Origin of the sequence: Tardiphaga sp. 768_D3_N2_1 (assembly GCF_052076105.1) — a bacterium.
In the GTDB taxonomy this organism is placed as follows: domain Bacteria; phylum Pseudomonadota; class Alphaproteobacteria; order Rhizobiales; family Xanthobacteraceae; genus Tardiphaga.
In genome coordinates this window covers 552,406-578,051 of sequence record NZ_CP197245.1, presented here as the reverse complement: position 1 = coordinate 578,051, position 25,646 = coordinate 552,406, and the positions used below count along the sequence as shown (strand labels likewise).

General features: G+C 62.0%; 24 protein-coding genes. 15 read left to right on the top strand and 9 right to left on the bottom strand.

Annotated elements, in window-relative coordinates:
- Positions 1 to 206 precede the first annotated feature (206 nt).
- Both AB8A27_RS02745 and AB8A27_RS02740 read left to right on the top strand, forming a co-directional pair.
- On the top strand, positions 207 to 2,369 hold the full coding sequence (locus AB8A27_RS02745) for an anthranilate synthase component I (protein WP_441240572.1): 2,163 nt from the start codon (positions 207 to 209) through the stop codon (positions 2,367 to 2,369).
- A 28-nt stretch (positions 2,370 to 2,397) separates the two neighbouring features.
- Positions 2,398 to 2,943: an adenine phosphoribosyltransferase gene (locus AB8A27_RS02740; protein ID WP_093759594.1), complete on the top strand. Its 546-nt coding sequence runs from the start codon at positions 2,398 to 2,400 to the stop codon at positions 2,941 to 2,943.
- A 170-nt stretch (positions 2,944 to 3,113) separates the two neighbouring features.
- Here AB8A27_RS02740 and AB8A27_RS02735 read toward each other — a convergent pair whose 3' ends face one another.
- Both AB8A27_RS02735 and AB8A27_RS02730 read right to left on the bottom strand, forming a co-directional pair.
- On the bottom strand, positions 3,114 to 3,782 hold the full coding sequence (locus AB8A27_RS02735) for a hypothetical protein (RefSeq protein ID WP_441240571.1): 669 nt from the start codon (positions 3,780 to 3,782) through the stop codon (positions 3,114 to 3,116).
- Positions 3,783 to 3,830: 48 nt separating this feature from the next.
- Complete coding sequence (locus AB8A27_RS02730) at positions 3,831 to 4,586, bottom strand: hypothetical protein (protein ID WP_441240570.1); 756 nt, start codon at positions 4,584 to 4,586, stop codon at positions 3,831 to 3,833.
- A gap of 308 nt (positions 4,587 to 4,894) precedes the next feature.
- On the opposite strand from AB8A27_RS02730, the gene AB8A27_RS02725 reads away from it, so the two are divergent.
- From AB8A27_RS02725 to AB8A27_RS02710, 4 genes are read left to right on the top strand one after another with little or no spacing between them, the layout of a single operon-like run.
- Positions 4,895 to 5,374, top strand: coding sequence for a MarR family winged helix-turn-helix transcriptional regulator (locus AB8A27_RS02725; RefSeq protein ID WP_441240569.1), 480 nt, complete (start codon positions 4,895 to 4,897; stop codon positions 5,372 to 5,374).
- Positions 5,371 to 7,437: an FUSC family protein gene (locus AB8A27_RS02720; protein WP_441240568.1), complete on the top strand. Its 2,067-nt coding sequence runs from the start codon at positions 5,371 to 5,373 to the stop codon at positions 7,435 to 7,437. The genes AB8A27_RS02725 and AB8A27_RS02720 overlap by 4 nt, the downstream gene beginning before the upstream one ends.
- Complete coding sequence (locus tag AB8A27_RS02715; RefSeq protein WP_441240567.1) at positions 7,434 to 7,643, top strand: DUF1656 domain-containing protein; 210 nt, start codon at positions 7,434 to 7,436, stop codon at positions 7,641 to 7,643. Before AB8A27_RS02720 ends, AB8A27_RS02715 begins: the two co-directional genes overlap by 4 nt.
- Positions 7,640 to 8,536, top strand: a complete 897-nt coding sequence (locus AB8A27_RS02710) for an efflux RND transporter periplasmic adaptor subunit (RefSeq protein WP_441240566.1) — start codon at positions 7,640 to 7,642, stop codon at positions 8,534 to 8,536. The genes AB8A27_RS02715 and AB8A27_RS02710 overlap by 4 nt, the downstream gene beginning before the upstream one ends.
- A 3-nt stretch (positions 8,537 to 8,539) precedes the next feature.
- On the opposite strand, the gene AB8A27_RS02705 is transcribed toward AB8A27_RS02710, so the two are convergent.
- Positions 8,540 to 9,580: a helix-turn-helix transcriptional regulator gene (locus AB8A27_RS02705; protein WP_441240565.1), complete on the bottom strand. Its 1,041-nt coding sequence runs from the start codon at positions 9,578 to 9,580 to the stop codon at positions 8,540 to 8,542.
- A 237-nt stretch (positions 9,581 to 9,817) separates the two neighbouring features.
- Here AB8A27_RS02705 and AB8A27_RS02700 point away from each other — a divergent pair, with 237 nt between their 5' ends.
- The 3 genes from AB8A27_RS02700 to AB8A27_RS02690 all read left to right on the top strand — a co-directional run bounded on the left by AB8A27_RS02700 (position 9,818) and on the right by AB8A27_RS02690 (position 13,741).
- Positions 9,818 to 12,022: a TonB-dependent receptor gene (locus AB8A27_RS02700; RefSeq protein ID WP_441240564.1), complete on the top strand. Its 2,205-nt coding sequence runs from the start codon at positions 9,818 to 9,820 to the stop codon at positions 12,020 to 12,022.
- Positions 12,023 to 12,119: 97 nt separating this feature from the next.
- Positions 12,120 to 12,488 (top strand): hypothetical protein, encoded by a 369-nt coding sequence (locus AB8A27_RS02695; protein WP_441240563.1) that lies wholly within the window; start codon positions 12,120 to 12,122, stop codon positions 12,486 to 12,488.
- Complete coding sequence (locus tag AB8A27_RS02690) at positions 12,485 to 13,741, top strand: MFS transporter (protein WP_441240562.1); 1,257 nt, start codon at positions 12,485 to 12,487, stop codon at positions 13,739 to 13,741. Before AB8A27_RS02695 ends, AB8A27_RS02690 begins: the two co-directional genes overlap by 4 nt.
- Here the strand turns inward: AB8A27_RS02690 and AB8A27_RS02685 are convergent.
- Entirely contained in the window at positions 13,713 to 14,681 is a 969-nt protein-coding gene (locus tag AB8A27_RS02685; protein WP_441240561.1) for an ABC transporter substrate-binding protein, read from the bottom strand. The two genes, AB8A27_RS02690 and AB8A27_RS02685, sit on opposite strands and share 29 nt — an antisense overlap.
- 388 nt (positions 14,682 to 15,069) lie before the next feature.
- Between AB8A27_RS02685 and AB8A27_RS02680 the strand changes: the two genes are divergently transcribed.
- Positions 15,070 to 16,170, top strand: a complete 1,101-nt coding sequence (locus AB8A27_RS02680) for a glycosyltransferase family 4 protein (RefSeq protein WP_441240560.1) — start codon at positions 15,070 to 15,072, stop codon at positions 16,168 to 16,170.
- Between the two features lie 2 nt (positions 16,171 to 16,172).
- Here AB8A27_RS02680 and AB8A27_RS02675 read toward each other — a convergent pair whose 3' ends face one another.
- Positions 16,173 to 17,093 carry a LysR substrate-binding domain-containing protein gene (locus AB8A27_RS02675; protein WP_441240559.1) on the bottom strand — a complete coding sequence of 307 codons (921 nt, stop codon included), beginning with the start codon at positions 17,091 to 17,093 and terminating at the stop codon, positions 16,173 to 16,175.
- 107 nt (positions 17,094 to 17,200) lie between these two features.
- Here AB8A27_RS02675 and AB8A27_RS02670 point away from each other — a divergent pair, with 107 nt between their 5' ends.
- From AB8A27_RS02670 to AB8A27_RS02655, 4 genes are all read left to right on the top strand, one after another.
- On the top strand, positions 17,201 to 17,899 hold the full coding sequence (locus AB8A27_RS02670; protein ID WP_441240558.1) for a pirin family protein: 699 nt from the start codon (positions 17,201 to 17,203) through the stop codon (positions 17,897 to 17,899).
- A 66-nt stretch (positions 17,900 to 17,965) separates the two neighbouring features.
- Positions 17,966 to 18,565, top strand: a complete 600-nt coding sequence (gene wrbA / locus AB8A27_RS02665) for an NAD(P)H:quinone oxidoreductase (RefSeq protein WP_441240557.1) — start codon at positions 17,966 to 17,968, stop codon at positions 18,563 to 18,565.
- 292 nt (positions 18,566 to 18,857) lie between these two features.
- Positions 18,858 to 19,232 carry a winged helix-turn-helix domain-containing protein gene (locus AB8A27_RS02660; RefSeq protein WP_441240556.1) on the top strand — a complete coding sequence of 125 codons (375 nt, stop codon included), beginning with the start codon at positions 18,858 to 18,860 and terminating at the stop codon, positions 19,230 to 19,232.
- 148 nt (positions 19,233 to 19,380) lie between these two features.
- Positions 19,381 to 19,947, top strand: coding sequence for a DUF2478 domain-containing protein (locus AB8A27_RS02655; protein ID WP_441240555.1), 567 nt, complete (start codon positions 19,381 to 19,383; stop codon positions 19,945 to 19,947).
- Positions 19,948 to 20,010: 63 nt separating this feature from the next.
- On the opposite strand, the gene AB8A27_RS02650 is transcribed toward AB8A27_RS02655, so the two are convergent.
- The 3 genes from AB8A27_RS02650 to AB8A27_RS02640 form a co-directional block, all read right to left on the bottom strand.
- Positions 20,011 to 20,673 carry a sulfite oxidase-like oxidoreductase gene (locus tag AB8A27_RS02650; RefSeq protein ID WP_441240554.1) on the bottom strand — a complete coding sequence of 221 codons (663 nt, stop codon included), beginning with the start codon at positions 20,671 to 20,673 and terminating at the stop codon, positions 20,011 to 20,013.
- Positions 20,674 to 20,703: 30 nt separating this feature from the next.
- Positions 20,704 to 21,939 (bottom strand): MFS transporter, encoded by a 1,236-nt coding sequence (locus tag AB8A27_RS02645; protein WP_092141709.1) that lies wholly within the window; start codon positions 21,937 to 21,939, stop codon positions 20,704 to 20,706.
- Between the two features lie 413 nt (positions 21,940 to 22,352).
- Positions 22,353 to 23,777: an amidase gene (locus tag AB8A27_RS02640; RefSeq protein WP_441240553.1), complete on the bottom strand. Its 1,425-nt coding sequence runs from the start codon at positions 23,775 to 23,777 to the stop codon at positions 22,353 to 22,355.
- A gap of 159 nt (positions 23,778 to 23,936) precedes the next feature.
- Here AB8A27_RS02640 and AB8A27_RS02635 point away from each other — a divergent pair, with 159 nt between their 5' ends.
- Positions 23,937 to 24,782, top strand: a complete 846-nt coding sequence (locus AB8A27_RS02635; protein WP_441240552.1) for an alpha/beta hydrolase — start codon at positions 23,937 to 23,939, stop codon at positions 24,780 to 24,782.
- Positions 24,783 to 24,851: 69 nt separating this feature from the next.
- Here the strand turns inward: AB8A27_RS02635 and AB8A27_RS02630 are convergent, their stop codons facing one another.
- A complete protein-coding gene (locus AB8A27_RS02630; RefSeq protein WP_441240551.1) occupies positions 24,852 to 25,607 on the bottom strand; it encodes an SDR family oxidoreductase in 756 nt (251 codons plus the stop codon).
- Positions 25,608 to 25,646 lie beyond the last annotated feature (39 nt).

Sequence of the window (25,646 nt, the reverse complement as noted above, 5' to 3'; positions counted from 1 at the left end):
CGGCCCGGCCATGGTGATTTGCCGGCCATGAGCACCCCTGTCCGCAACAGCCGTCGTTGGTGGCGCACCTCCTGAAGAGGTGGTCGGTGCGATTTGCTTATTTTCAATCGTCGAAGGCCGCCATCGCAGTGCGACGGCCTTTGTTCGCTTTTTGGCTTGTTTGTTCTGTGTGGCGCCCCCTCCGGCATGTTTCCTAAGAGGACACCATGAACAGGACTGTGTTTTCGCTTCCCGCTGACAGCGCCTACAAGACCCGCGCGGGTCTCTCCGTGGCGCGCCATGTCGATTATTTCACCGGCGGCACCGCGCTGGACGATCTGATCGTCCGGCTCGATCAGCGCCGTGGCGTGGTGCTGTCGTCGGGCACCACGGTGCCCGGCCGCTATGAGAGCTTCGATCTCGGTTTCGCCGATCCGCCGCTGCTGCTGGAAACCACCGGGACGGATTTTACGCTGACGGCGCTGAACAAGCGTGGCCAGGTGTTGATCGCCTTCCTCGCCGACACGCTGCAGGATCCCTGTATCGCGCTCGACGGGCGGACGATGTCGAAGCTCAAGGGCCACATCATTCGCGGCGAGGCGCCGGTCGAGGAAGACCAGCGCACCCGCCGCGCCAGCGTGATGTCGCTGGTGCGCGACATGGTCGCGCAATTGTTCTCCTCAGACGATTCCATGCTCGGGCTCTATGGCGCCTTCGCCTATGACCTCGTATTCCAGATGGAAGACCTGAAGCAGAAGCGCGCGCGCGAGGCCGACCAGCGCGACATCGTACTGTATCTGCCCGACACGCTGCTGGCTTATGACCGCGCTACCGGCCGCGGCGTGCTGATGTCCTATGACTTCACCTGGAAGGATCGCTCCACCGAGGGCCTGCCGCGCGATACGCCCGACAGCGGCTACAACAAGGCGCTGCGCCAGGGCTTCGCCGATCATGCGCCCGGCGAATATCAGAAGACGGTGGAGAATGCCCGCGCCGCCTTCGCGCGCGGCGATCTGTTCGAGGCGGTGCCCGGGCAGCTTTTCGCCGAGCCCTGCGACCGTTCGCCCGCGGAAGTGTTCCAGCGGCTGTGTGTTATCAATCCGTCGCCCTATGGCGCGCTGATGAATCTCGGCGACGGCGAGTTTCTCGTCGCCGCCTCGCCGGAAATGTTCGTGCGCTCAGACGGTCGCCGCGTCGAGACCTGTCCGATCTCTGGTACCATCGCGCGTGGCGTGGATGCGATCGGCGATGCCGAGCAGATTCGGCAGCTCCTGAATTCGGAGAAGGACGAATTCGAACTCAACATGTGCACCGACGTCGATCGTAACGACAAGGCGCGTGTTTGCGTGCCCGGCACGATCAAGGTGCTGGCGCGGCGGCAGATCGAGACCTATTCGAAATTGTTCCACACGGTCGATCATGTCGAAGGCATGCTGCGTCCCGGATTTGACGCGCTCGATGCGTTCCTGACCCACGCCTGGGCGGTGACCGTGACCGGTGCGCCGAAACTCTGGGCGATGCAGTTCGTCGAGGATAATGAGCGCTCGTCGCGGCGTTGGTATGCCGGCGCCATCGGCGCGGTGTCATTCGATGGCGGCATCAATACCGGCATCACCATCCGTACGATCCGCATGAAGGATGGCCTCGCCGAAGTGCGCGTCGGTGCGACGTTGCTATTCGATTCGGATCCCGTCGCCGAAGAGAAGGAATGCCAGACCAAGGCCGCAGCCTTGTTCCAGGCGCTGCGCGGCGATCCGCCGAAGCGGCTGTCGGCCTTCGCGCCGGATGCAACCGGTTCGGGCAAGAAGGTGCTGCTGATCGATCATGACGACAGTTTCGTCCATATGCTGGCGGATTATTTCCGTCAGGTCGGTGCGACCGTCAGCGTGGTTCGTCATGTTCATGCGCAGACCGTCCTGAACCGCGAGAGTTTCGATCTCCTCGTGCTGTCGCCGGGGCCGGGACGTCCCGCCGATTTCGGCATCGGCAAGACACTCGATACCGCGCTGGACAAGAAACTGCCGGTGTTCGGCGTGTGCCTGGGCGTGCAGGCAATCGGCGAATATTTCGGCGGTGTGCTCGGCCAGCTCGCGCAGCCAGCCCATGGCCGGCCCTCGCGCGTCCAGGTGCGCGGCGGACGGTTGATGAATGGTCTGCCCAATGAGATTGTCATTGGCCGCTATCACTCGCTGTTCGTCGAACAGGACAGCATGCCCGATGTGCTTACCGTGACGGCCTCGACCGAGGATGGTGTCGCCATGGCCATCGAACACAAGACGCTGCCGGTTGGCGGTGTGCAGTTTCACCCGGAATCGCTGATGTCGCTTGGTGGCGAGGTCGGCTTACGTATCGTCGAAAACGCATTTCGGTTGGGGCAGCGCCCCAACTGATCTCCATCCGAAGAACCGAAAGACTCTGATGACACCCGAACTCGCGCACGATCTCAAAGCCTCCGTCCGCACTATTGTGGATTATCCGAAGCCGGGCATCCTGTTTCGCGACATCACCACACTGCTGGGTGATGCGCGCTCGTTCCGCCGCGCGGTGGATGAGCTGGTGCAGCCCTGGGCGGGGCTGAAGATCGACAAGGTCGCGGGCATGGAAGCGCGCGGCTTCATCATCGGCGGTGCTGTCGCACATCAGCTCTCGGCCGGCTTCGTGCCGATCCGCAAGAAGGGCAAGCTGCCGCATACGACTGTGCGGATCGCTTACTCTCTTGAATACGGCATCGACGAGATGGAAGTGCATGCCGACGCCATCAAGCCCGGCGAGCGCGTGATCCTGGTGGACGATCTGATCGCCACCGGTGGCACCGCGGAGGGGGCGGTGAAACTGATGCGCCAGATCGGCGCTGAGGTGATGGCCGCCTGTTTCATCATCGACCTACCCGATCTTGGTGGCGCCGCTAAGCTGCGGGCGATGGATGTGCCGGTGCGCACGCTGATGACGTTCGACGGGCATTGAGGCGTTTGCGTAAACTCAGGTGTCGTCCCCGCGAAGGCGGGGACCCATACGCGCCGAGGAGATGATTGAGACGTTGTAGTTTCGTCTTTACCGCTTCAATTATGGTGACCGTGGTTATGGATCCCCGCCTTCGCGGGGATGACGATTGAGAGAGGGCAGCTTTCCGGCCCTCACGAACCCTGCAGCAGCAAACCCAGCTCGATCTCGCGGAACGCAAAATAGTTCTTCCGGATCCATTGATGCAGCTCGGTGGATGAATCCTGCTCCGAGCGCAGATAGCCGGTGAAGGAAAAACTCAGCCGGTCGATATAGGTCTTGAGAAAAGGCGGTAGCGCCGCGATGCGCAGTAGACGACCCTGCGCCAGTGCCACCGGGATTTCGCCGCGCAGCACGTGTTCGTTGTCGATCACGTAAAGCGAATTGCGTGAGAATTGCTGTTGCAGCATCTCATGGCCGCGTAACGAGGCGCGGTCGCTATCGCCCATGAAGAATACGATCGGCGCTACGCCGCGGCGTGCGGCTTCCTTCGCGAAGCCGATCTCGCCGGTCATTTTGAAGAATTCGTCGAAGGCGAAATAGCCGAGGTCGATCACCTTGGCCATGTCGTCATTGATGACGAGGCGGTCCATCAGCGACATCTTGCCGAATGTGTCGCCCACGTCGGCGGTTTCGGTCAGCTTCGGCAGGAAATCCAGCAGCGAAGGTTCCTTGAGGCTGATATCGAAAGCGGTGACATCGCCGCGCTGCAACTTCAGGAATTCGCACAACAGCCGCGCGACGAGGGTCTTGCCGACCATCGGTCGCGTCGAGCAGATGATATAGACAGGCGTGCGTCGCATCGGCGCAATATCAGGCGAATCCGACGCCGCTCCAATCGTTAAATGAACTTACTTCTCACCGGGGCTGCGGGCGCCCGGCTTGTCGTTGACCAGATCGGTCAGCTTGATGCGGTCGAACTCGCTCCAGACATTGGCGAGCCAGTGCCGGACATAGCCGCGCAGCACGAACGAATAGTTAGCCGTCTCGTCATGTGTCCCCTTGTTGGCAACGAATTTCAGGAACGGCACGCTGGAGACTTCGACCTGCTCATAGGCCATTTCGTTCAGTTTGGGGATGGTGATCTCGGTGGCGCCCTTGATCTTGTGGAAATACGAGTTGTAGGTCGCCTGGTCCCATTCGAAGAAGCTGGTGTTGTTGATGAAGTTCTTCACCAGGAAATACTTGGCGCCGTCCATGAAGCCCGCGGTCTCGGCGATTTCGTCCAGAGAGGCGATCGACGGGCCGAGTATATGGAAAACGGCAAAGGTGATCTGACCGGACTTGGCGGCATCCAGGAAGCCGATGTCACGCAAATCGGCCAGCGCTCGCGACAGCAGGCCTGCGCGGACGTCGATCACGGTTACCGAGGGCGACACGCTGTTGAGCGTATCGAAGATCCTCATCTGGTCGGCCGTGGTCGTCATGTCGACGATTTCGGTGATGTCCGAATGGAACCGCTTCAGCGTGCCGCGCGGCGCTTCTGTGTCGAAAGCGCGGGTGGGCACGTTGTTGGCACTGAAATAATCCAGAACCGTCCGCGATACCGTGGTCTTGCCGACCCCACCCTTGTCCGCGCCGACGACAATCACTGCTGGCTTCGCCATGGAATTCCTTTGCCGCTTTCAAATGGAGCATCCGCGCGATGGAGATTCGCGCGCTGGAGAACACTACCCGATGCCTGCTTTGGGCGCGAACATGGCAGAAACAAGGGGGATTTCAATCGCAGAAAGAAGTGTCCCACGGAAATCATTGAGAAATTCGCCGCCTATGCCGTGGACCGCGCCCGGCAAATTTATGCAGGCCCATCAAACCTGCTGATCTGTCGCCCGGCAACCCGGTCCTCACCACAGCGTGATTGATGCGCTGCACAAAGTAGATTGCAGCCTAATCGATAGTATCCTATCTAATTTCCATGCCCCACTCCCCAGCACATATCCAGGCCGAACTGGGCCTGTTGGTTGCGCGACTGGCACGGGTCTGGCGCCGCAAGGCTGACCAGACCCTGTCGGCGCATGGCCTGTCCGAAGCCACGGCCCATCCGCTGTTGATCCTGTCGCGGCCCGGACGAGAGAATGTGCGTCAGGGCGTGCTGGCCGACGAAATGGGGCTCGAGGGACCGTCGGTGGTCCGGCTGATCGATCTGTTGGCTGCCGAAGGGCTGGTCGAGCGCCGTGAGGACCCGACCGACCGCCGCGCCAAGGTGTTGCATCTGACCCCGCTCGGCGAAGCCAAAGCCGAAGAGATCAGGCGCGTGATGCGCCGGCTGCGTGCCGATCTGATGAAGGGCATCGGGCCGGACGAGCTCGCCATCGCTTTCGATGTGCTCGGCCGGATCGAGCAATCGGCCAATCGCCTGTATGAGGCTGCCGAGGAGGCGGACGCGTTGCCATGACGTCCGCTGTTAGCAAGCCGCCGTTTCTCGTCCGTCACGCCGATATCATCTTCTCCGTGAAAACCTTTATCGCCGGTATGATGGCTTTGCTCATCGGCTTCGCGATGGATCTGCCACGACCTTATTGGGCGCTCGCCACGGTCTATATCGCGTCGCAGCCGCTGGCCGGCGCGACACGTTCGAAGGCACTGTTTCGCGTCATCGGCACGCTGGTCGGCGCCTCCGCAAGCGTCGTGCTGGTGCCGAACCTCGTCAATTCTCCGGAATTGCTAAGTCTCGCCATCGCGGCGTGGGTCGGTCTCTGTCTCTATGTCTCGCTGCTGGACCGGACGCCGCGCAGCTACATGTTTATGCTGGCCGGTTATACCTGTGCGCTGATCAGCTTTCCTTCGGTCAACGAGCCCGCCGCGATCTTCGATACCGCCGTGGCGCGCAGCGAGGAGATCATTGTCGGCATTCTCTGTGCCACACTTGTTTCCACGATCCTGTTGCCGCGCAGCGTCGGCCCGGCGGTTGCGGCGCGGGTCGATACCTGGCTGGCCGGTGCGCGCAAGCTGACGCAAGAGGTGCTGGCTGGCCGCAGCGCCGATCCGGCCACCCGCGACCTGCGCCTCAAGCTTGCTGCCGACGCCGTGGATATCGACACGCTGGCCGATCAGCTGGCCTATGACCGGCTTGGCGGACGCGAGACCTCGCGCTGGATGCGTGCCCTGCGCACGCGAATGCTGACATTCCTGCCATTGCTCTCGTCCATGGGCGACCGCATCGATGCGCTCGGCGAGGACGCGCGGACGACCTCACCGCAATTGATGACGCTGGTCGACGATGTCTCCGCGTGGATTGCCGACAATGGCACCGATCGCGAACCCGCCGAGCGGCTGCGCAGCATGATCGCTGCCCAGCAGCCGAAGCTGAACGCATCGTCGTCATGGACCGAGATCATGATTGCGAGCTTGTTGATGCGCATGCGCGAGCTCGTTGATATTTCCGCGGATTGCCGGGTGCTCAATCAGGCCATTGCCGAAGGCGGCCGTCCGCCGGGCGCGAAACTCGCCTTCCAGGCTGAAGCCGGCGTCGCGCCGGTGCGGCATGTCGATCACGGCATGGCGCTGTGGTCTGCAGTGGGTGTGTTCGCGACCATCCTGGTCTGTTGCGCGTTCTGGATCGCCACCGGCTGGACCGATGGCGCGACGGCGCCGACCATGGCGGCCGTGGGCTGCTCGTTCTTCGCGAGCATGGACGATCCTGCGGTTGGTTTGCGCGGCTTTGCCAAATGGACGCTGGCCGCGATGGTCATCATCGCGCTCTATCTGTTCGCGATCCTGCCGGCCATTACCGACGTAGAATTGCTGGTCGCCGTGCTGGCGCCGCCGTTCCTGCTGTTCGGTTATCTGATCGCACGCCCCGCGACCTTCTTCGTCGGCATGCTGCTGGCGGCGAATACCGCGACGCTGATGGCGCTGCAGACGACCTATAACGCGGACTTCGCAACGTTCGCCAATTCAAGCGTGGCCTTCTTCGTCGGCACCGAACTGTCGGTTATCTCGATTCAGTTGATCCGCTCTGTCGGCTCCGAATGGAGCGTGAAACGGCTGATGCGGCGTGGCTGGATCGCCATTGCGCAGGCTGCCGAGCAGCGCGGCAACCACGATCGCGCTGCCTTTGCCGGCTTGATGTTGAACCGTATCGGTCTCCTGGCGCCGCGGCTGGCGGCCCTGAAGGATTCCCCGTTGCGCGCTGTCGACAATCTGCGCGAGCTGCGCGTCGGCCTGAATATCGTCGATCTGCGCCGCGCCCGTCATCGTCTGTCGCTGTCGACGCTCAACGCGATGGACGCAATGCTGGATGAACTCGCCGTGAGCTTCCGCAACTACAAAGGCGGTCCGATGCCGGAACCACTGCTGGCGAAAGTCGACCACGCGCTGTCCGAAGCCATAGGCGAACGCGCGGTAGGGCGCGGGGACGCGCTGATCGGCCTTGTCGGCATTCGCCGCGGACTGTTTCCGGCCGCGCCCGCTTATCTGCCCGAACCGGGGCTCGTCACCGGGAGTGTGGCCGCATGAGATATGAAATCGATCTGTTCGGTGTGTTGTTGCCATCGCTGATGCTGTGGCTGGTCATCACTTACGCCATCGGCGCGTTGCTGCGCCCGCTGATAGAACGCTCGGGCCTCTATCGCTATGTCTGGCACCGCGCACTGTTCAATCTTGCTCTCTACGTCTGCCTGCTGGGCGGCGTTGTCTATCTATCCTCTGGATTGCTATCATGAAAAACACTGTGAGTTTCGTTCGCCGTTTCGCCGTTACCGCGCTAGCCGTCGTCGCCGCGCTCGCCGTCGGGCGTTATCTCTGGGTCTATTACATGGATGCGCCATGGACCCGTGACGGCCGCGTCCGCGCCGATGTCGTCACCGTGGCGCCGGATGTTTCGGGCTTCGTTACGGAAATCCTGGTGAAGGACAATCAGAAGGTCACGCGCGGCGATGTCATCATGCGTATCGACCGCGCGCGCTTCGCACTGGCGCTGCAGCAGGCCGAAGCCGTCGTCGCCGGCCGTACGGCTAGCCTGGAGCAGGCCGATCTCGATCTGAGGCGCTATAAGGACCTCACGACAGCGGCGGTCTCGCAGCAGAAGCAGGAGCAGGTGCTGGCCACGCAATTGCTCGCCAAGGCATCGCTGGATCAGGCCATTGCCGATCGGGCGGTGGCGCAGCTCAATCTCGATCGCAGCGAGGTCCATGCGCCGGTGTCAGGCGTGATCTCCAACATGGATCTGCGGCCCGGCACATATGTCACTGCCGGCAAGGGCGTGATGGCGCTGGTCGATACGTCGAGCCTGCATGTGGACGGTTATTTCGAGGAGACCAAGCTGTCGCGCATTCACGTCGGCGATCCTGTCCACATTCATTTGATGGGTGATGCCGCCCGGCTGACCGGCCATGTGGAGAGCGTCGCCGCCGGCATCGAGGATCGCGACCGCGCGGAGGGCAGTAATCTGCTGGCCAATGTGACGCCGACCTTCAGTTGGGTCCGTCTCGCCCAGCGCGTGCCGGTCCGCATCGCGCTCGATCCGGTCCCGGCCGGCGCAACACTGGTCGCGGGGCGCACGGCCACGGTGGAGATCCTGCCGGGCAATGGGACGACGGTGGCGAAGGCGAATTGAGGCTCAGGCGTCCGCGTCCGGCGCGGCATCCAGCAGCATCGCCTCGAACCGCGCCCGTATCTCGCGGGGTGTTGCGCCAAAGCGTTTCTTGAAGGTGCGGTTGAAATAAGAGAGGTCGCCGAAGCCGACCTCGAAGGCGATGGTGCTGACGGCGCGATCCCCACGATTGCCGTCGCGCAGCATGTGGAAGGCGCGCTCGAGCCGGCGCTCCAGCAGATAGTCCGAAAACGTCCGTCCCTCGGCCTCGAAAAGCTTCTGGAAGTAACGTGCGGTGACGCCATGGGTCGTTGCCAGCCGCTCCAGCGACAGCGTCGGCTGACCGAGGCTGGCCTCGATATCCGCCTTGAGGGACAGCAGGCTGATCGTCGGACGATCCTGTCGCCATGCCGCGCGTCGCTCGGGCGCGGCCGCCTCGTCGATCATCGTGGCGACGAGGCCGTTCATGTAGTCGACGGCGAGCCCGGTCAGTGCGGCGGAATTCATCGGCAGCAGGCCGCGCATCACGGCGGCGGCGTAATGTCCGAGTGCAATCAACCCGCCATTGTCCTGGGCGATGTGGCGCATTCCGGTGCGACCATTGCCCGCGACGAGCAGGCAATCGACACGGCTTACATCGCTCATGATGAAGGTCGTGGCGCGGCCGGGATCGAGAATGATGGCCTCGCGCGGCATGCATGTCAGGCGCTGGCCGTCCTGCTGAACGGTCACGACGCCATCGGAAGGTCGCAACACAAGGATATCCTGCGGCGAGTTGTCGCCCGTATCGCTTGTCTCATCGTCAGGCATGGTCCAGAGCGGCGCCGGATCGAAACACGACATCAGTCCGAGATGCGGCTGCATCCGCAGGATCGCCTTTGACTGGAATGGCGCGGCGCGGAACGATCCGAGCGAATTGCGCTGCACGCTCTTCCACGGCAGGCGGCTCTCGAGCGGCTTGCGCAGCGTGTCGTCGATATCGTCGGCCACCAGCCACAGCGGAATAAGCGGACAATCGGGAGCACTGTCGGCGCAGGACGATGGCTGTGACTGATGCGCGTTTGCCACAGCATCGAATCCAAACCGCCTCGTTCGCTCCAGTCCAACTATCAATTCACCGAGTCCAAGTCATGCCATGGGCTGTGCCGTATCGCTGTGACGATAGACGGAATGTGCAGGCGTAAGAAGACTAAAGCCACGGCTGGAATTTAAATTGATTCCAAACTGCAGCGGCCCTCGGTCGAATTGACCGGCTCGACTTCTCCCGTACTTCGTCGCAACGAACAAACGGAAGACGTCGAGCTCATGCGCTACAGCCAGTTCCTTCTCATCCCCGCCGTCGGGCTCATGTCGTCGCAGGCCATCGCGCAGCAGGGCGCGGGCGTCACGCTTGACGAGATCACGGTGACCGCTGCACGCGCTCAGCGTTCGATCTCGGATATCCCGCAGACCGTGCAGGTGATCGACCAGAAGGAAATCGCGGAACAGCTCAAGCAGAGCGGCAGCGCATCAGCGCTGCTGGCCAAGCTGCTGCCGGGCTTCTCGGTCTCGAACCAGACCATCTCCGGCGCGTCGGAAAACTATCGCGGCCGCGATCTGCTGGTGCTGATGGACGGCGTCCCGCTGACCACGCCGCTGCGCGACGTCTCGCGCGTCCTGGCCCTGATCGATCTGAATTCCGTCGAACGCGTCGAACTCGTCGCCGGTGCATCGAGCCTCTACGGTGCCGGCGCGACCGGCGGTACCGTGAACTTCATCACCAAGAAGGCGCAGCCCGGTGGTCCGCGCGTCAGCGTCAACACGGCGCTGCGCACCTTCACCGCCGATCCCGGCGGCTCGCTGGCGCCGGAGCTCTCGGCCACCGTCAGCGGCAAGGGGACCAACGGCATCGACTATCTGTTCGTCGGCAGCGGCCGCGGCGCGCAGAAGACCTATGACGGCGCGGGCCGCGAACAGCCATCGGATGCGATGCTCGGGCAGGGCGGCGGCGATCGTTTCGTCAGCGGCAACTTCCTCGGCAAGATCGGCTACGATTTCGATGGCGGCAAGCGCATCGAGGCGTCGATCAGCCAGTTCTATTTCGACCAGACGCCGAAATATCTCACCGATTATTCAGGTGCCTATGCGAAGCCCGATTTCACCAAGCGCTATACCGGGCAGAGCGTGCTGGAAGATACGCGCTCATTCCAGCTCCGCTACAGCGACACCGACTTCGTGCTCGGTAATCTCAGCGTGGTCGGCTTCTATAACGACATCAAGAAACGCTTCAACTATTCGGAATTCTCCTACCCCTATAACTCGCTGGTCTATTATTCCGGCAATCCGCTGAGCCCGACCAGCCCGGCCAACCAGACCACGCTCTATTCCGAGCGCGGCGGCGTCAACCTCACCATCGACACGCCGCTCGACCGCATCTGGAACGGCGCAAAGGTGACCTGGGGCACCGACGTCATCCATGACAAGACCTGGCAGACGCTGACCGACGGCCGCGACGTGTTCACGCCGCTGACCCAGGTCACGACCGCCGGATTTGCGCTGGTGCAGGTTCCGATCACCGATCGATTGACCGCGCGCGGCGGCGTTCGCTACGAGCATTTCGATCTCAGCGTCGATGATTTCCTGCGTCCGGCCGCCTATGCGGCGATCTCGCCGACGACACGTTTCGTTCTCCCGGCGCTCAATGTCATCGGCGGCCAGTACGAATATGCCTCGCCGACCTACAATCTCGGTGCGACCTTCAAGCTGAACAACAAGATTGATCTGTTCGGTGGCTTCTCGCAGGGCTATGCGCTGCCCGATGTCGGCGCCTATACCCGCCGCGCCGGCCTGTCGTCCACAGCCTTCGCGTGCCCGGTAGCGACGCCGAACTGCCTGCCGCTGTCGCGCCAGACCATTTCCTTCACCTCGATCGCGCCGGAAGCCCAGATCGTCAACAACTACGAAATCGGCATCCGCGGTGGCGACGGTCCCTACAAGGGCAGCGTCACCGGCTGGGTCTCGACATCGGAGAAGGGCGTGACCTTCGATCCCGTCACCAACCTGATCTCGCAGCAGAAGGAATTGATCTACGGCGTCGAATATATCGGCGAGATGGCGATCAACCGGAACTTCACTGTCGGGACCACGATCGGTTACAAGGAAGGTCGCTACGACAGCAACAAGGACGGCGTGCTCGACAGCTGGTTGCCCAACAATCGCATCGGCAGCCCTGTGCGCGGACTGATCTTCGGCGACTATCGCTTCGATAACGGCATCAAGCTGCGTGTCGAGGGTGAGGGCTATTCGAGCCGCAACCGGAGCATCAGCCTGACCAACACGGTCTATCCGCTCGAAGGTGGCTTCACCATGAATGCCGCGCTGAGCGGGCCGGTCTATGGCGGTGAGGCCTATGCCGCCGTCAACAACCTGTTCGATGCGGAGATCCAGAACCCGACCGCTACCTCAGTGCGCAACCTGCCGGTCTATTCCTGGGGCCGCACCGTGACAGTCGGCTATCGCAAGACGTTCTAGGGCGCGATCCGAAAGGCACTCGCCGGTTTTCGGATCGGATCACGCTCAAGCGAAACAAACCTTCCAAGGCCGCTTCCCAGGGAGTTTGAATTTTATCATGGTCGATCTGGAGATTGCAGGCAGCCTGCTGACGCTACGGTTCCTGCCGCCCTATGATGACACGGACGAGCGCGACTATCTGGCCGCGCTGGTCCGGATCGGCGAACATGCCGAACCTTTCGAATTGCTCACGATCTTCGGCGGTGGCGGCAAGCTGTCGGTTGCGGGGGAACGCGAGCAGGCGCTTTGGTTCAAGGCGACCCGCGGTCATATTTCGGCGCATTGCCGCGCGGCGGCGATCGTGCGGCCCGGAGCCAACACGAAGATGGAAGAGACATTTCGGAAATTGTGGCCGATGCCGCTGATTGCACGTGAAGACGAGACGATCGCTCGGGCCTTTCTCGCCGAACATCGTGGCGACGCATGAGCACTGTCGAGCTTGATGCGCCGGCGCCCGTCGCGATCATGGGGCGCAAGCGGCTGTTCGTGGTGCTCGGCGGCCTGTATCTCGCGCAGGCGATCCCGTCCTATCTATTCGCGGCGGCCTTGCCGCCGATCATGCGCGAGGCCGGAGTGTCCCGCACGGCGATCGGCTATCTCAGTCTCTGGTTCCTGCCGCTGCTGCTCAAGTTCTTCTGGGCACCCGTGGTGGATCGCATCCGTCCCTTTGCGCGCGCGCATCGCGCCGGATGGGTGATCGTGACCCAGACCGGCGTCATCCTCAGCCTGCTCTGCCTGATCCCGCTCGGGCCGACAAATATCTGGGGCATCATCGCGGTCGGCCTGTTCGGCTCTTTGCTGATCTCGACCCAGGACATCGCCACCGACGGCTATGCCGCGAAATATCTCGCGCCTGAGGATCGCGCCATCGGCAACGCGATCCAGGGCAGCTCGGTCGCGTTCGGCGTGGTGATCGGCGGCACGCTCGGCCTCGTGCTCTATGCGCAGATCGGCTGGACCGGCATGCTACTCACTATCGCCGGCTTCTCGCTGATCCCGCTCTTTGCCGCCTTCGCCATGCGCGAGGACGAAGCCGAACAAGTCGATCCGGCGAAGCCACGTCCGTCGGTGATGGCTTTCCTACGCCGCCGCGAAGTGCGCAACATTCTCTGGATCGCGCTCATCTACCGGATGAGCGAAGGCCTCGTGAAGGCGATGGAGGGCAGCTATCTCGTCGATGCCGGCGTGCCGCTGGCGCAGATCGGCTATCTCTCGGGCGGGGCGGCGACCACAGCAGGTCTTGCAGGTGCGGCGATCGCTGCGTGGCTGCTGCAACGCTGCGGCACCGGCTGGACGTTGGGGTTACTCGGCATTCTCCGCACCGTCTGCTTTGCGCTGTTTACAGCGCATGCGCTGGGTGTGATCTCGGGCTTCTGGCCGATTTTCGGTGCGGCCGGATTCCAGACCCTGATCCGCTATATGGAGATCGTTGCGCTCTACAGCCTGTTCATGGCCGCAGCGTCGAAGGAGCAGCCGGGTACCGACTTCACGATTCTCGCCTGCGCCCAGCTGATCATCTACTTCATCGGCTCGATGCTGTCGGGCCGCATTGCCGATCTGCTCGGTTATGGGACGCTGTTCAGCGTCGCCACAGTGTTGTCGCTGATAGCGGCGATTGCGACCATGCGCATTCTCGCCGCGCAGCCGACCGCTAGTTCGACGCCGGCGCAGTCTGCGTGAAGCTCCGGTCGACGGCCTTGCTGACATCGACCTGCTTCGACAGGATTCCGTAGCGCGTGGCGCTGTCGGACGCTTCCTGGAACTCCTTCACCACGCCATCGTCGATGGCGATCGGCCGCGTGTCCTGTGCTTTGTAGGCGCGCACCAGCACGTCTTCCGGTAGCTTGGTCAGTTCGGCGGTGTTCTTTGCATAGTCCTCGATGTGCTCGCGCGACCAGTTACGCGCCTTGTCGAGACGTCGCAGGAAGTCGGCGATAGCCTCGCGCTTGGTGGCGATGGCCTGATCGGACGCGATGATGAAGGTCAGCGTCGGCGTGAGCCCGGCGCCGTCGGCGACGACGCGGGCATTGTCCTTCAGCACGGCGTAGGAGACATAGGGCTCCCACACCGCCCAGCCATCGATGGAGCCGGCGACCAGCGCGATCTTGGCATCGACGGGGCCGAGCGGTGCGAAGGTCGCATCGGTGATCTTGTAGCCGGCCTTCTCCAGCGTCGCGTCGATCAGGAACTGGCCCCAGCCGCCGCGTGTACCCGCGAGGCGCTTGCCCTTGAGATCAGCCGCGGTCTTGATCGGTGAATCGTTGCGCACCAGGATCGCCTGTGTGTCCGCATTGGCGCGCACGCCGCCGATCGCCTTGATCGGCGAGCCGTTGGCATAGACCGAGAGGAAAGCGAGGTCGCCGGTGTGGCCGACATCGAGCGCACCGGCATTGATGGCTTCGAGGATCGGCGCGGCCGCAGGAAATTCCGACCACTGAATCTTGTAGGGCAGGTCCTTGGTCAGCCCGGCTGCTTCCAGCAGCGAACGGTTGCCGCCCTTCTGGTCGCCGACGCGCAGCGTGATCTGGTCTGCTGCGAAAGCGGAGGTGGCGAGCGCTGCGCTGAAAACTGTGGCGATGAGCGTTGATAGCAAAGGACGCGTAGGGGAGGCGGTGGTCATGGTCATTTTCTCTAATGCAATGGCGTGCATCAAAGCTACGTTCAGTGCGATTCCAGTCAATGAAATGGCTGACTGAATATTATCGAGCGGAGGCAACGAATGTATCGCTGCTGCAAATGGCGTGGAAGTTTTGCATTTTTCAGGAAATCTGATGTGTTTTGGTCCCCTGTCATCCCAAATGCGCACTCCTGCCCAACTCTGCCGCCTTTCCGCCAGAATTCGCTTCCGCAGCGCATTTGATGCGCCGCAGAATAGCCACGAGCGTCAGCCGAAATAGGGAATGGATTACTCCGAACAGACAAAAAACCTGGCGCTATTTCGCAATCGGGCCGTTTGGAGTGCGACGAATTTGGAAGTCGCCCGGCATTCGGGCCGGGAGCATTTCAAAGTGGGGTCTGTGCTTCAATTGATTTCATCGCTGACCGTGGGAGGGTCCGAGCGATTGCTGATCAATTTCGCTGCCAGTTGCACCCCGGGAGAGGACATTCCGCAGGTTTTCGTCGTCATCAACGACTTTTTCCATCCCGATCTCGCTGCCGAACTCTCTGCGACAGGTCATCCGGTCTACTTCCTCAAGCGTCCACCCGGGAACCGCAATCCACGTGTCATTCTGAGTTTACTCAACATCATCCGCCGTCACGATATTCGTATCATCCATGCTCATGACAGCGGCGCCAAGCACTTCGCCATGTTGAGTAAATTGTATCGTCCAATGAGCGTCGGCTACACGATTCACAATACCGGCCTTGTCAACGCATGGGACCGCGTGAAGCTTCGGTTGCATCAGCGGTTCGTCGATTGGAACATCGCGATCTCTGCTGCGGTCGAGCGTGAATGTGAATCTGTCAAACTGAAGCGCCTGTTCAAGGTGCATAACGGTATCCCGCTGGCGACCTTCGATAAGGTGGCGCGGCAACGTCGCCTTGGACCGGCTCTGCGTCTGATCAATGTCGCCCGCATCTATCCGAAGCAGAAAGGGCAGGACATCCTGATCAAGGCGGTCAGTCTCTGCGCGGCGCGCGGGCTCGACATTCGTTGCGATTTCGTAGGCAGCCCGCCGGTAGGAGACGAGTCGACCCTCCTTAGCCTGAAGGCGCAGGCGATTGCGGAGAATGTTGCCGATCGCGTGCGGTTCCTGTGCGGGCGCACCGATGTGCGCCGTCCGCTGGACGAGGCTGATATCTTCGTCCTGCCATCGCGTTTCGAAGGTTTCGGGCTGGTGCTGCTTGAAGCCATGGCCGTTGGCCTGCCGGTCATCGCCGCGGATGTCGATGGCCCGGCCGAGCTGCTGGTGGACGGTTCGAACGGTATCAAATTCAAGGTTGGATCCCCCGAGGATCTCGCCGACAAGATCGCGGTACTTGCAGCGCAGCCCGAGCTCGCCGCGAAGATCGCAAGGACGGCGAAGGATTTCGTCACCGAATTCGATATCGCAAATATGCGCGACCAGTATTTCGGCATCTACGGGCAGATGATGAAGGCGAGTTAGCCTCAAGTCCGGCGTGTGCGCTTGCCGGTAGCGGCGAGTTTCTCCGCAAGAAATTCCAGCAGCACCTCGACGCGGGCAGGGCGCGGACCTCCCGGCGGCGTGACCAGATAGACACCGCTCGACGATTGCGACCAGTCTTGCAACACGGCTTCAAGCTGGCCGCTGGCAAGGGCCTCGCCAACGATGAAATCCGGCAGGTCGCCGATCCCCAAACCCGCAATCAGGGCCGGCAACAGCGCTTCGCCATTGTTGACGCGCAGCGGCCCGGCTGGCCGCACGCTGGCCTGTTCGCCGGCCGCATTGGTGAAGTGCCAGACACCGGGAGTCGAGAGATAGGTGTAGCCAAAGCATTTGTGGTCGGCGAGGTGCATCGGATGCGTCGGCCGGCCGTATTTTTTGAAGTAGGAGGGAGCCGCCACGATGGAACGCTTTACCGGACACAGCCGCCGCGCGATCAGCGATGAATCCGGCAGGGTGGCGATGCGAATTGCAGCGTCAAAACCCTCGCCGATCAGATCGACGGTAGCGTCGCTGAGGCTGAGATCGATGGAGACCTCCGGATACTGCGCCAGAAACTCCGGCAGCAGATGCGCCACGGTATTGGTGCCATAGGTCATTGGTACCGCCAGCCGCACCAGTCCGCGCGGCGTGGCCGATTGCGCGAGAGCTTCGTTCTCCAGCGCTTCGCCATCGGCCAAAAGCTGCGTGGCCTTCACCGCCAGCGTCTTGCCGGCGTCAGTGAGTGCCAGCCGCCGCGAGGTCCGGTTGAACAGCCGCGCGCCCAGGCGATCCTCGAGCCGGCTGACTGCTTTGGAGACAGTGGCCTTGGACAGGGTCAACTCGGTCGCCGCCGCCGCAAAGGACCGCAGCTCGACCACCTTGGCGAAAATCGCCAGCGCCTCGAAGTCAGGAAGTTTTGACATCTCAAAATCCGAAACAATGAGTTTCAATCATTTCTATTTATGCCCCATCAGGAAGCGCTTATCCAGATGTCCAAGATGCAAATGCATCAGCAGACGGAGATTTCGTCATGATTGACATCAGACCTTTCGACAAACTTGGCGGCGCCGACCACGGCTGGCTCAAGGCCAAGCATCACTTCTCGTTTGGCAGCCACTTTGACCCCGACAATATGGGCCACGGCAGCCTGCGCGTCTGGAACGACGACGAGATCGCGCCGAACACCGGCTTCCCGGCGCATCCGCATTCCAACATGGAAATCATCACCTATGTCCGCGAAGGCGCGATCACGCATCAGGACAGTCTGGGCAACACCGGCCGCACCGAGGCTGGCGACGTCCAGGTGATGAGCGCAGGCGCGGGGATCAGGCACTCCGAATACAATCTGGAGACGGCAACCACGCGGATCTTCCAAATCTGGATCGAGCCCACCCAAACGGGCGGCCAGCCCTGCTGGGGTGCCAAGCCGTTCCCGAAGGCGGATCGCTCCGGTCAGTTCGTGACCATCGCCAGCGGCTTCAAGGACGATACCGAGGCGCTGCCGATAAGGGCCGATGCCCGGGTGTTGGCGACGACGCTGAAGGCCGGCGAGACCGCGCAATATCCGCTTGGTACCGCGCGCAATGGTTACCTCGTGCCGGCCGCCGGCGCGATCGAGATCAATGGCATTCGCGTCAACGCCCGCGACGGTGTCGCAATTAGTGACGAAGCGAATGTGACCATCACGGCGCTGGAAGATTCCGAACTCGTCCTGGTGGATGCGGCCTGACGCAGATCAGGCCCGCCCATCGATCATCAACTCAATTCACTCATCCACATCCAACGGAGACTGACCATGACCAAAGTACTCGTTCTGTATTATTCCGCTTACGGCCATATCGAAGCGATGGCCAATGCGGTCGCTGAAGGCGCCCGCGAAGCCGGCGCCACAGTCGATATCAAGCGCGTGCCCGAACTGGTGCCCGCCGAGGTCGCCAAGGCATCTTACTACAAGATGGATCAGGCAGCGCCGGTCGCCACCGTCGATGACCTCGCCAATTACGACGCGATCATCGTCGGCACCGGCACCCGCTTCGGCCGCATGGCCTCGCAGATGGCGAACTTCCTCGATCAGGCCGGCGGGTTGTGGGCCAAGGGCGCGCTGCATGGCAAGGTCGGCGGTGCCTTCACCGCGACCGCGACCCAGCATGGCGGCCAGGAGACCACGCTGTTCTCGATCATCACCAACCTGCTGCATTTCGGCATGACGGTTGTCGGCCTGAACTATGGGTTCCAGGGTCAGATGAAGCTCGATGAAGTCACCGGCGGTTCGCCCTACGGCGCAACCACCATCACCGGTGGCGACGGCAGCCGCCAGCCTTCGGCAAACGAACTGGCCGGTGCCCGCTATCAGGGCAAGGTGATTGCCGAGACCGCGAAGAAACTTCACGGCTAAGCTGTGTAGCTAACTAAAAAGAGATGGCTGATAGGAGAAAGGCGGCGTTCTGATTGCAGGACGCCGCCTTATCTATGCAACGACGAAACGGATTCCATTTCACAATGCTCGATGTATATTTCATTTATCAGCTGGCACGGCGGCCGCTGCATGCGATGGCCCGGAAATGGGTTTGTCGCGGCATCGCCCATGTGACCAGGGGCGAAGTCATTTGCTCCGAATGCCGCCAACGCTCAAACGTTCCTTGATTGTTAGACTGGCAAGGTTGCGTCTGCGGAAGTAGATTTCGGTTATGTCCAAATCAACCAGCCCGCCGGTGCCAGCCCTCAGTATCCGCATAGACCTCGATTCCGAGGGACGGATCGGACCGGGCAAGATCCTGCTTCTCGAACATATCCACGCTACCGGTTCGATTTCAGCCGCCGGCCGTGCCATGGCGATGTCCTACAAGCGCGCCTGGGATCTGGTGGATGAACTCAACCGGATCTGCGGACAACCTGCCGTCGAGCGCCAGACCGGCGGCAAGAATGGCGGCGGCGCCATCCTCACGCCATTCGGCCTGATGCTGATCAAGCGCTATCGCGGCATTGAAAGCGCCGCGACCACCGCCGCGCGCAAGGAGCTGTTGGCTCTGAAGGGCGATATCGGCAAGAAGCGCAGATTCTAGCCCGCCACCCGCCGATTTCTTCGTTGTATCCGGGTAAATATATCGCGACCGCCACCCTGATCGCGCTTTCGAATGACTCTATTCTGGACTAGCATTGCGATGTCCTCGGCCGTTCCCGGGCGCGCTGGGTCTCAACTGGAATCCCGTAATGTTCGATGCCCAATGCGATCTCGCTGCGCTGGTCTATGAAAAGGACCAGGACCCCGATGCCGTGTTGCAGGTTTTTGCGGCTGATCTGGGCAAGCGGGGCGTTCGCCCGGTCGGGCTAGTGCAGCTCGGACATCGCGAAGTCGACGTGCCGAAGCTCACAGCGGTGATGCTGCATACGGGTGCGCAGGTGCGCTTGTTTCAGGATCTCGGTCCCGGCGCAAAAGGCTGCAAGCTGGATGTGGGGCAGTTGCTCGATGCCGGCACGCAGGTCGCCGATGCCATCGACGAGGGCGCCGATCTGGTCATCATCAACCGGTTCGGCAAGCAGGAGCGCGAGGGCAAGGGGCTCGCTTATCTGATTGAGCGCGCGCTCAGCAGCGATATCCCCGTGGTGATCGCTGTGCCGTCGCATCGTTTTGCCGAATGGATCGAATTTGCCGATGGCATGAGCGTCAAGCTGCAATGCGATCGCGAGTCGCTCGACGGATGGTGGGCGAAAGTCTCCTGCCGTACCGAGGGGCAGATCCGTCAGGACCATCGCAGCGTTTGCGAAGTGCTGAAATAGAATTCCATCCACGGCTGAAACGAGTGAGCAGTTGCGCCAGCCTTTACGGGCAACGCGCGGCCGTCAATCGTCCGAATACCGTTGCTCCTGCCACGGATCGCCGCGGTTGTGATAACCACGAACTTCCCAATAGCCGGGCTTGTCGTCGCTGACGAACTGGATGCGCTGCAGCCATTTGGCGCTCTTCCAGAAATACAGATGCGGCACGATCACACGCACGGGGCCACCATGGTCGCGCTCGATCGGGGAGCCCTGCCACGAATGCGCCAGCAGCGCGTCTTCGGCAGCGAAGTCTTCCAATGACAGGTTGGTGGTATAGCCATCATGGGATTCCAGCACCACAAAGCGCGCCTCAGACTTCGGCTGGCAGGCGTCCAGCAAAGCACGGGTCGAAAGCCCCTCCCACTGGTTGTCGTAACGCGACCAGGTGGTGACGCAGTGGATGTCAGAAATGAAGGTCGATTGCGGCTGTGCGCTGAACTGGCCGAAATCCCAGAACAGCGGCGTCTCGACGGCGCCATAGACATCGAGGCGCCAGCGCTCGCGGGGGATGTTTGGCGTGATGCCCAGATCCAGCACCGGCCAGTCCTGTGTCAGGTGCTGGCCGGGCGGGAGCCGCTGGTCGTCCGGGCGCGCAATCTTGCCGGTGAGAAACCGGCCCTCGCGCGCCCAGCGCTGTTTGGTCTGCGTCAGCTTGGATTCCGGCGGGGTGTGGTCCTCGGTCATGGCTGACGCTCCTTGGCTAGATGTTGACCGTCACTCGTGACGGTGCATCGCCGACTTGTGCTTGGTGTCGCGCATGGTGGCGTAAATCAGCAGCGACAGGAAGATCATGCCCGACAGATAATAGTAGAACCACTGTTCATGACCGATCTGCTTGAAGTAAAGCGCGATCGCGGGCGCCGTACCGCCGAAGATGGACACCGTCAGCGCATAGGGTACGCCGACGCCGAGGGCGCGGATATTGGTCGGGAACAGTTCGGCCTTCACCACCGCGTTGATCGAGGTATAGCCAGCCACGAATACCCAGGCGCCGCAGATCAGCAGGAACGCCGTGAATGGCGACTTGGTGGTCTGCAACGCGGTCAGGATCGGAACAGTCGCCAGCGTGCCGGCAACGCCGAAGAAGATCAGCAGCGGCTTTCGGCCGATGCGGTCGGAGATCGCGCCATAGATCGGCTGCAGCAGGCAGGCGAACACCAGCGTGCCGAAGATCACCGTTGTGGTCTGGTCCGCCGTGAGGCCGACCGAGAGCTTCACGAAGGTCTGCATGTAGGTGGTGAAGGTATAGAATGCGGCGGTGCCACCGGCGGTGAGGCCGACAACCAGCAGCAATTCGCGCGGATAGGCCAGCAGCGCGCGCAGTGAGCCGCGCGGCTTGGCCAGCTTCTTGGCTTCCTGGAACTGTTCGGTCTCGTGCATGTCGCGACGCATCACGGCGGTGAAGACCGCAAGACCCGCGCCAATCACGAACGGAATGCGCCAGCCCCAGTCCTTCAGCTCCTGCTCGGTGAGGAACACCTTCTGCAGCAGTAGGAGCACGATGATCGCGGTCAACTGGCCGCCGATCAGGGTGACGTACTGGAAGCTCGAATAGAAGCCGCGATGCTTGGGATCGGCGACTTCCGAGAGATAGGTGGCGCTGGCGCCATATTCGCCGCCGAGGCTGAGGCCTTCGATGATGCGGGCGAGCGCGAGCAGGATCGGTGCCGCGATGCCGATAGTGGCATAGGTCGGCGTGCAGGCGATGATCAGCGAGCCGAAGCACATGCACAGAACTGAGATCGTCAGCGATATACGACGGCCATAGGTATCGGCGAGATAGCCGAACAGCCAGCCGCCGAGCGGCCGCATCAGGAAGGTGGCAGCGAACAGTACGGCCGCATTGAGCTGCTGCACGACCGGGTCGGAGTTCGGAAAGAAGGCCGGCGCGAAATACAGGGCGAAGGCGGTGTAGGCGTAGAAGTCATACCATTCGACGAGATTGCCCATCGAGCCGATGAAGATCGCCTTGATGCGTTTTCTGGCGTCGTCGAAATGGAGTTTGCCGTCCGCCGGCGGTGCGAATGAATCTGCCACGTAGAACCTCGTATTCCGTGAAATGAAATGTCCCGTTGCCACGCTCGGCGCGAAAAGCCAATGCCGCGGAATGCATTGCTGCTGGCAGGATCGTTCTGTCAGGCGATGCGCGCATCCCGGCCTCGGCCGCGCATGAATAGCTGTGACGTGCGGCAATGTGGCTTAGACGAAAGTCTATGGGTGCGCGAAGGAACTCGTCGGGAACGATGTTCCCTCTCGTCGTGCCCGGCCTCGGGCCGGGCATCCATCTTCGGACGGTAAAGTAGAGGGCCGGGTCATCCAGCGAAGCTCGCTTCGCGCTGCCCGGCCATGACGGTGGAGTTCCGCTACTTCGCCGGGCGCGGATCGATCGGCGTGGAGTCGCGCAGACCCAGAATGTCCTCCAGCACGCGTGCGCCAGCGAGCAGTGAGGCTTCGCCGCGCGGCGGGCCGACCACCTGCAATCCGACCGGCAGACCCGTTGATGTGAAGCCGCAGGGCATCGACAGCGCCGGGCAGCAGGTCAGCGTGATCGCATAGACAATGCCCAGCCACTGCACGTAGTTGTCGAATTTGGTGCCGTTGCATTCGGCGAGATAGCGCTGCTCGATCGGGAACGGTGGCGTGATGGTCGCCGGGCACAGCAGCAGGTCGTATGTCTGGAAGAACTCGTAAGCGCGTGCCGCGAGAGCTACGCGCTGCGCTTCCGCCTTGGCCAGGTCATCGACCGTGAGCTTCAAGCCCTGCTCGATGTTCCAAATCACTTCCGGCTTCAGCTGATCGCGCTTGTCGCGCAACAGATGGAGTTTCGAGATCGCGAAGTCATAGGCGCGCAGCACATGGAAGCATTCGTGGGCTTCGCGCAGGTCGGGATGCGCTTCCTCGACAATGACACCGGCGTCAGCGAATGCCATCGCCGCCTTGCGCGTGATGGCGACTACTTCCGGATCAACCGGGGTGATGCCGAGATCCGGCGAATAGGCGATGCGCTTCGGCTTGGTGCCGGCGCGCACGGCCGAGCGGAACGAGGTCGGCAGTTTCGGCAGCGAGATCAGATCGGCGGGATGTTCGCCGCTCATGGCGTCAAGCATCAGCGCGAGGTCTTCCACGGTGCGGGCCATCGGGCCCTGCACGCTCACCATACGGGCGAGGGCGACGGAGGGCGTCGAGGCCACACGGCCGGGGCTCGGGCGTAGGCCGACGATGCCGCAGAAACTTGCGGGATTGCGCAGCGAGCCGCCCATGTCTGAGCCATGTGCGATCCAGGCTGTGCCGCTGGCGAGTGCCGCGGCAGCGCCACCGGAAGAGCCGGCCGCCGACTTCGACAGGTCCCACGGATTCAGCGTCGCGCCGAATACTTCGTTGAATGTGTTGGCGCCGGCGCCGAACTCAGGCGTGTTGGACTTCGCATAGATCACGCCGCCATTCTCTTCGAGGCGCTCGACGAGAACATTCGACTTGGTCGGCACCACGTCCTTGAAGATTGGCGATCCCTGCGTGGTGCGCACGCCGGCCACTGCTGTGAGATCCTTGATCGGCACAGGCAGGCCGGCAAGGACGCCGCGTTCGCCGAGCGGCTTCTTCATCAGCTCTTTCGCATGTTCGCGCGCGCGGTCGAAACACAGGATCGGCAGCGCATTGACCTTGCCATCCACTTCCTTGATGCGCGCTTCCAGCGCGTCGAGCAGGTCGAGCGGCGTTACCGTCCCGTTGTTGAGTTGATCGACGACGGCGCAGGCCGTTGCTTTGATGAGGTCAGAATGGGAAGCCACGCACGTCTCCAGTGGGGGATGCAGAAAAGGCAGATGCAGCATGATAGTCCGGCGAGTAGCCGTTTAAACTATTTTCTGCTGGAATGGGACTCGCGGGCCCTACCTGTTTTGGCATGGGCCGCCATGCACAATGCAGGGATGCAAACGAGGATGAGTTCAATGACCAAGCCGTTCGGCGATTCCAACTGGCGCGCGATGACCCGTGAGCAGGTCGATGCCGGCCTCAACAACAGCGTGGCCGTCACCGGAAGCGCCGAGATCGCCAACGGATGGGGACAACGCTCGGATGCAATGAAGGCGAAGCACCCTGCGCATCTCGACGTCGCCTATGGTCCGCGCGAGCGCAACCGGTTCGACCTCATCAAGGTTGCCGATGGCGGGCCAACACTGCTGCTGATCCATGGTGGCTACTGGCAGATGCGCTCGAAGGACTTCTTCACCTGCTTTGCCGCAGGCCCGATTGCCCACGGTATCAATGTTGCCGCGATCGGTTACACGCTGGCGCCGGAGGCGACGCTGGACGAGATCGTCGCCGAGATCCATGCCGGCGTCGATGCATTGGTGGCTCAGGCCGATACACTCGGAATCGATGCTGATCGTATCGTCGTGTCGGGCTGGTCGGCCGGTGGGCATCTCACATCGACGACGCTGTCGCATCCGAAGGTCAAAGGCGGCGTCGCGATTTCAGGCATCTACGATCTCGAGCCAATCCGTGCGTCCTATCTGAACGAGAAGCTCAAGCTCGATGAAGCAATGTCGAAGCGGCAGTCACCGCTGCTGCAGGATGGCGGTCCGAACAAGCCGCTGGCGCTGGTGGTCGGCGGCGGCGAATTGCCGATCCTGCGCCAGCAGACCGCAGACCTCGCCGCGCATCGCGTGCAGCGTGGTCTGCCGGTGAGCTATGAGGAGATCCCGGGCGCGGATCACTTCTCGATCATGAAGGAGCTGGAATCGCCAACGGGGCGGATCTCGACGCTGATCAAGGAATTGGTCGCGCGAGTTTAAAATCAGACCAACAACGTGAATATGCGAAACGCATCCCGGCGCCGTTCGTCAGCGCCGGGATTGTTTTGTCTACAGCCCCTGTCCGCCCGATACCTCGATCCGCTGTGCGTTCACCCAGCGATGATCCTCCGACAGCAGGCTCGCGATCATAGGCCCGATATCGTCGGGCAGGCCGACGCGGCCAAGAGCGGTCATGCCGGCGATCGTCTTGTTGATGTCCGGATTGTCACGCACGGCGCCTCCGCCGAAATCGGTTTCGATTGCGCCGGGCGCGACCGTGTTCACGGTGATCCGGCGGCGGCCCAGTTCCTTGGCCATATACATCGTCATGACCTCAATGGCGCCCTTCATCGCGGCATATGCGGCATAGCCAGGCAGGCACATCCGCGTAAGACCGGACGACAGGTTCACGATGCGGCCGCCGTCCGCGATCAGTGGCAGCAGTGTCTGCGTGAGAAAGAACACGCCCTTGAAATGGACGTTCACCAGCCCGTCGAATTGCGACTCCGTGGTATCGGAGATCAGCGCATAATCGCCGTGTCCGGCGTTGTTCACGAGATGGTCGAATGTCTCGCGGGACCAGGTGTCGCGTAGCGCTGTCCGCAGACGCTCGGCAAAATCCGCGAAGCCTGCCACCTTGCCGGTGTCGAGTTGAAGCGCGACCGCCTTTCGGCCCATACGCTGGATGTCCGCGACGACCGCCTGCGCATCCTCGCTGCGGCTTTGATAGGTGAGGATGACATCGCCGCCACGACGGGCGATGTTGAGGGCGGTGTTGCGGCCGAGGCCGCGGCTGGCTCCGGTGACGAGGGTGATTTTGGTCATGGTCAGTTCCTGTGGTGTGACCATCCCGATATCGCGCCG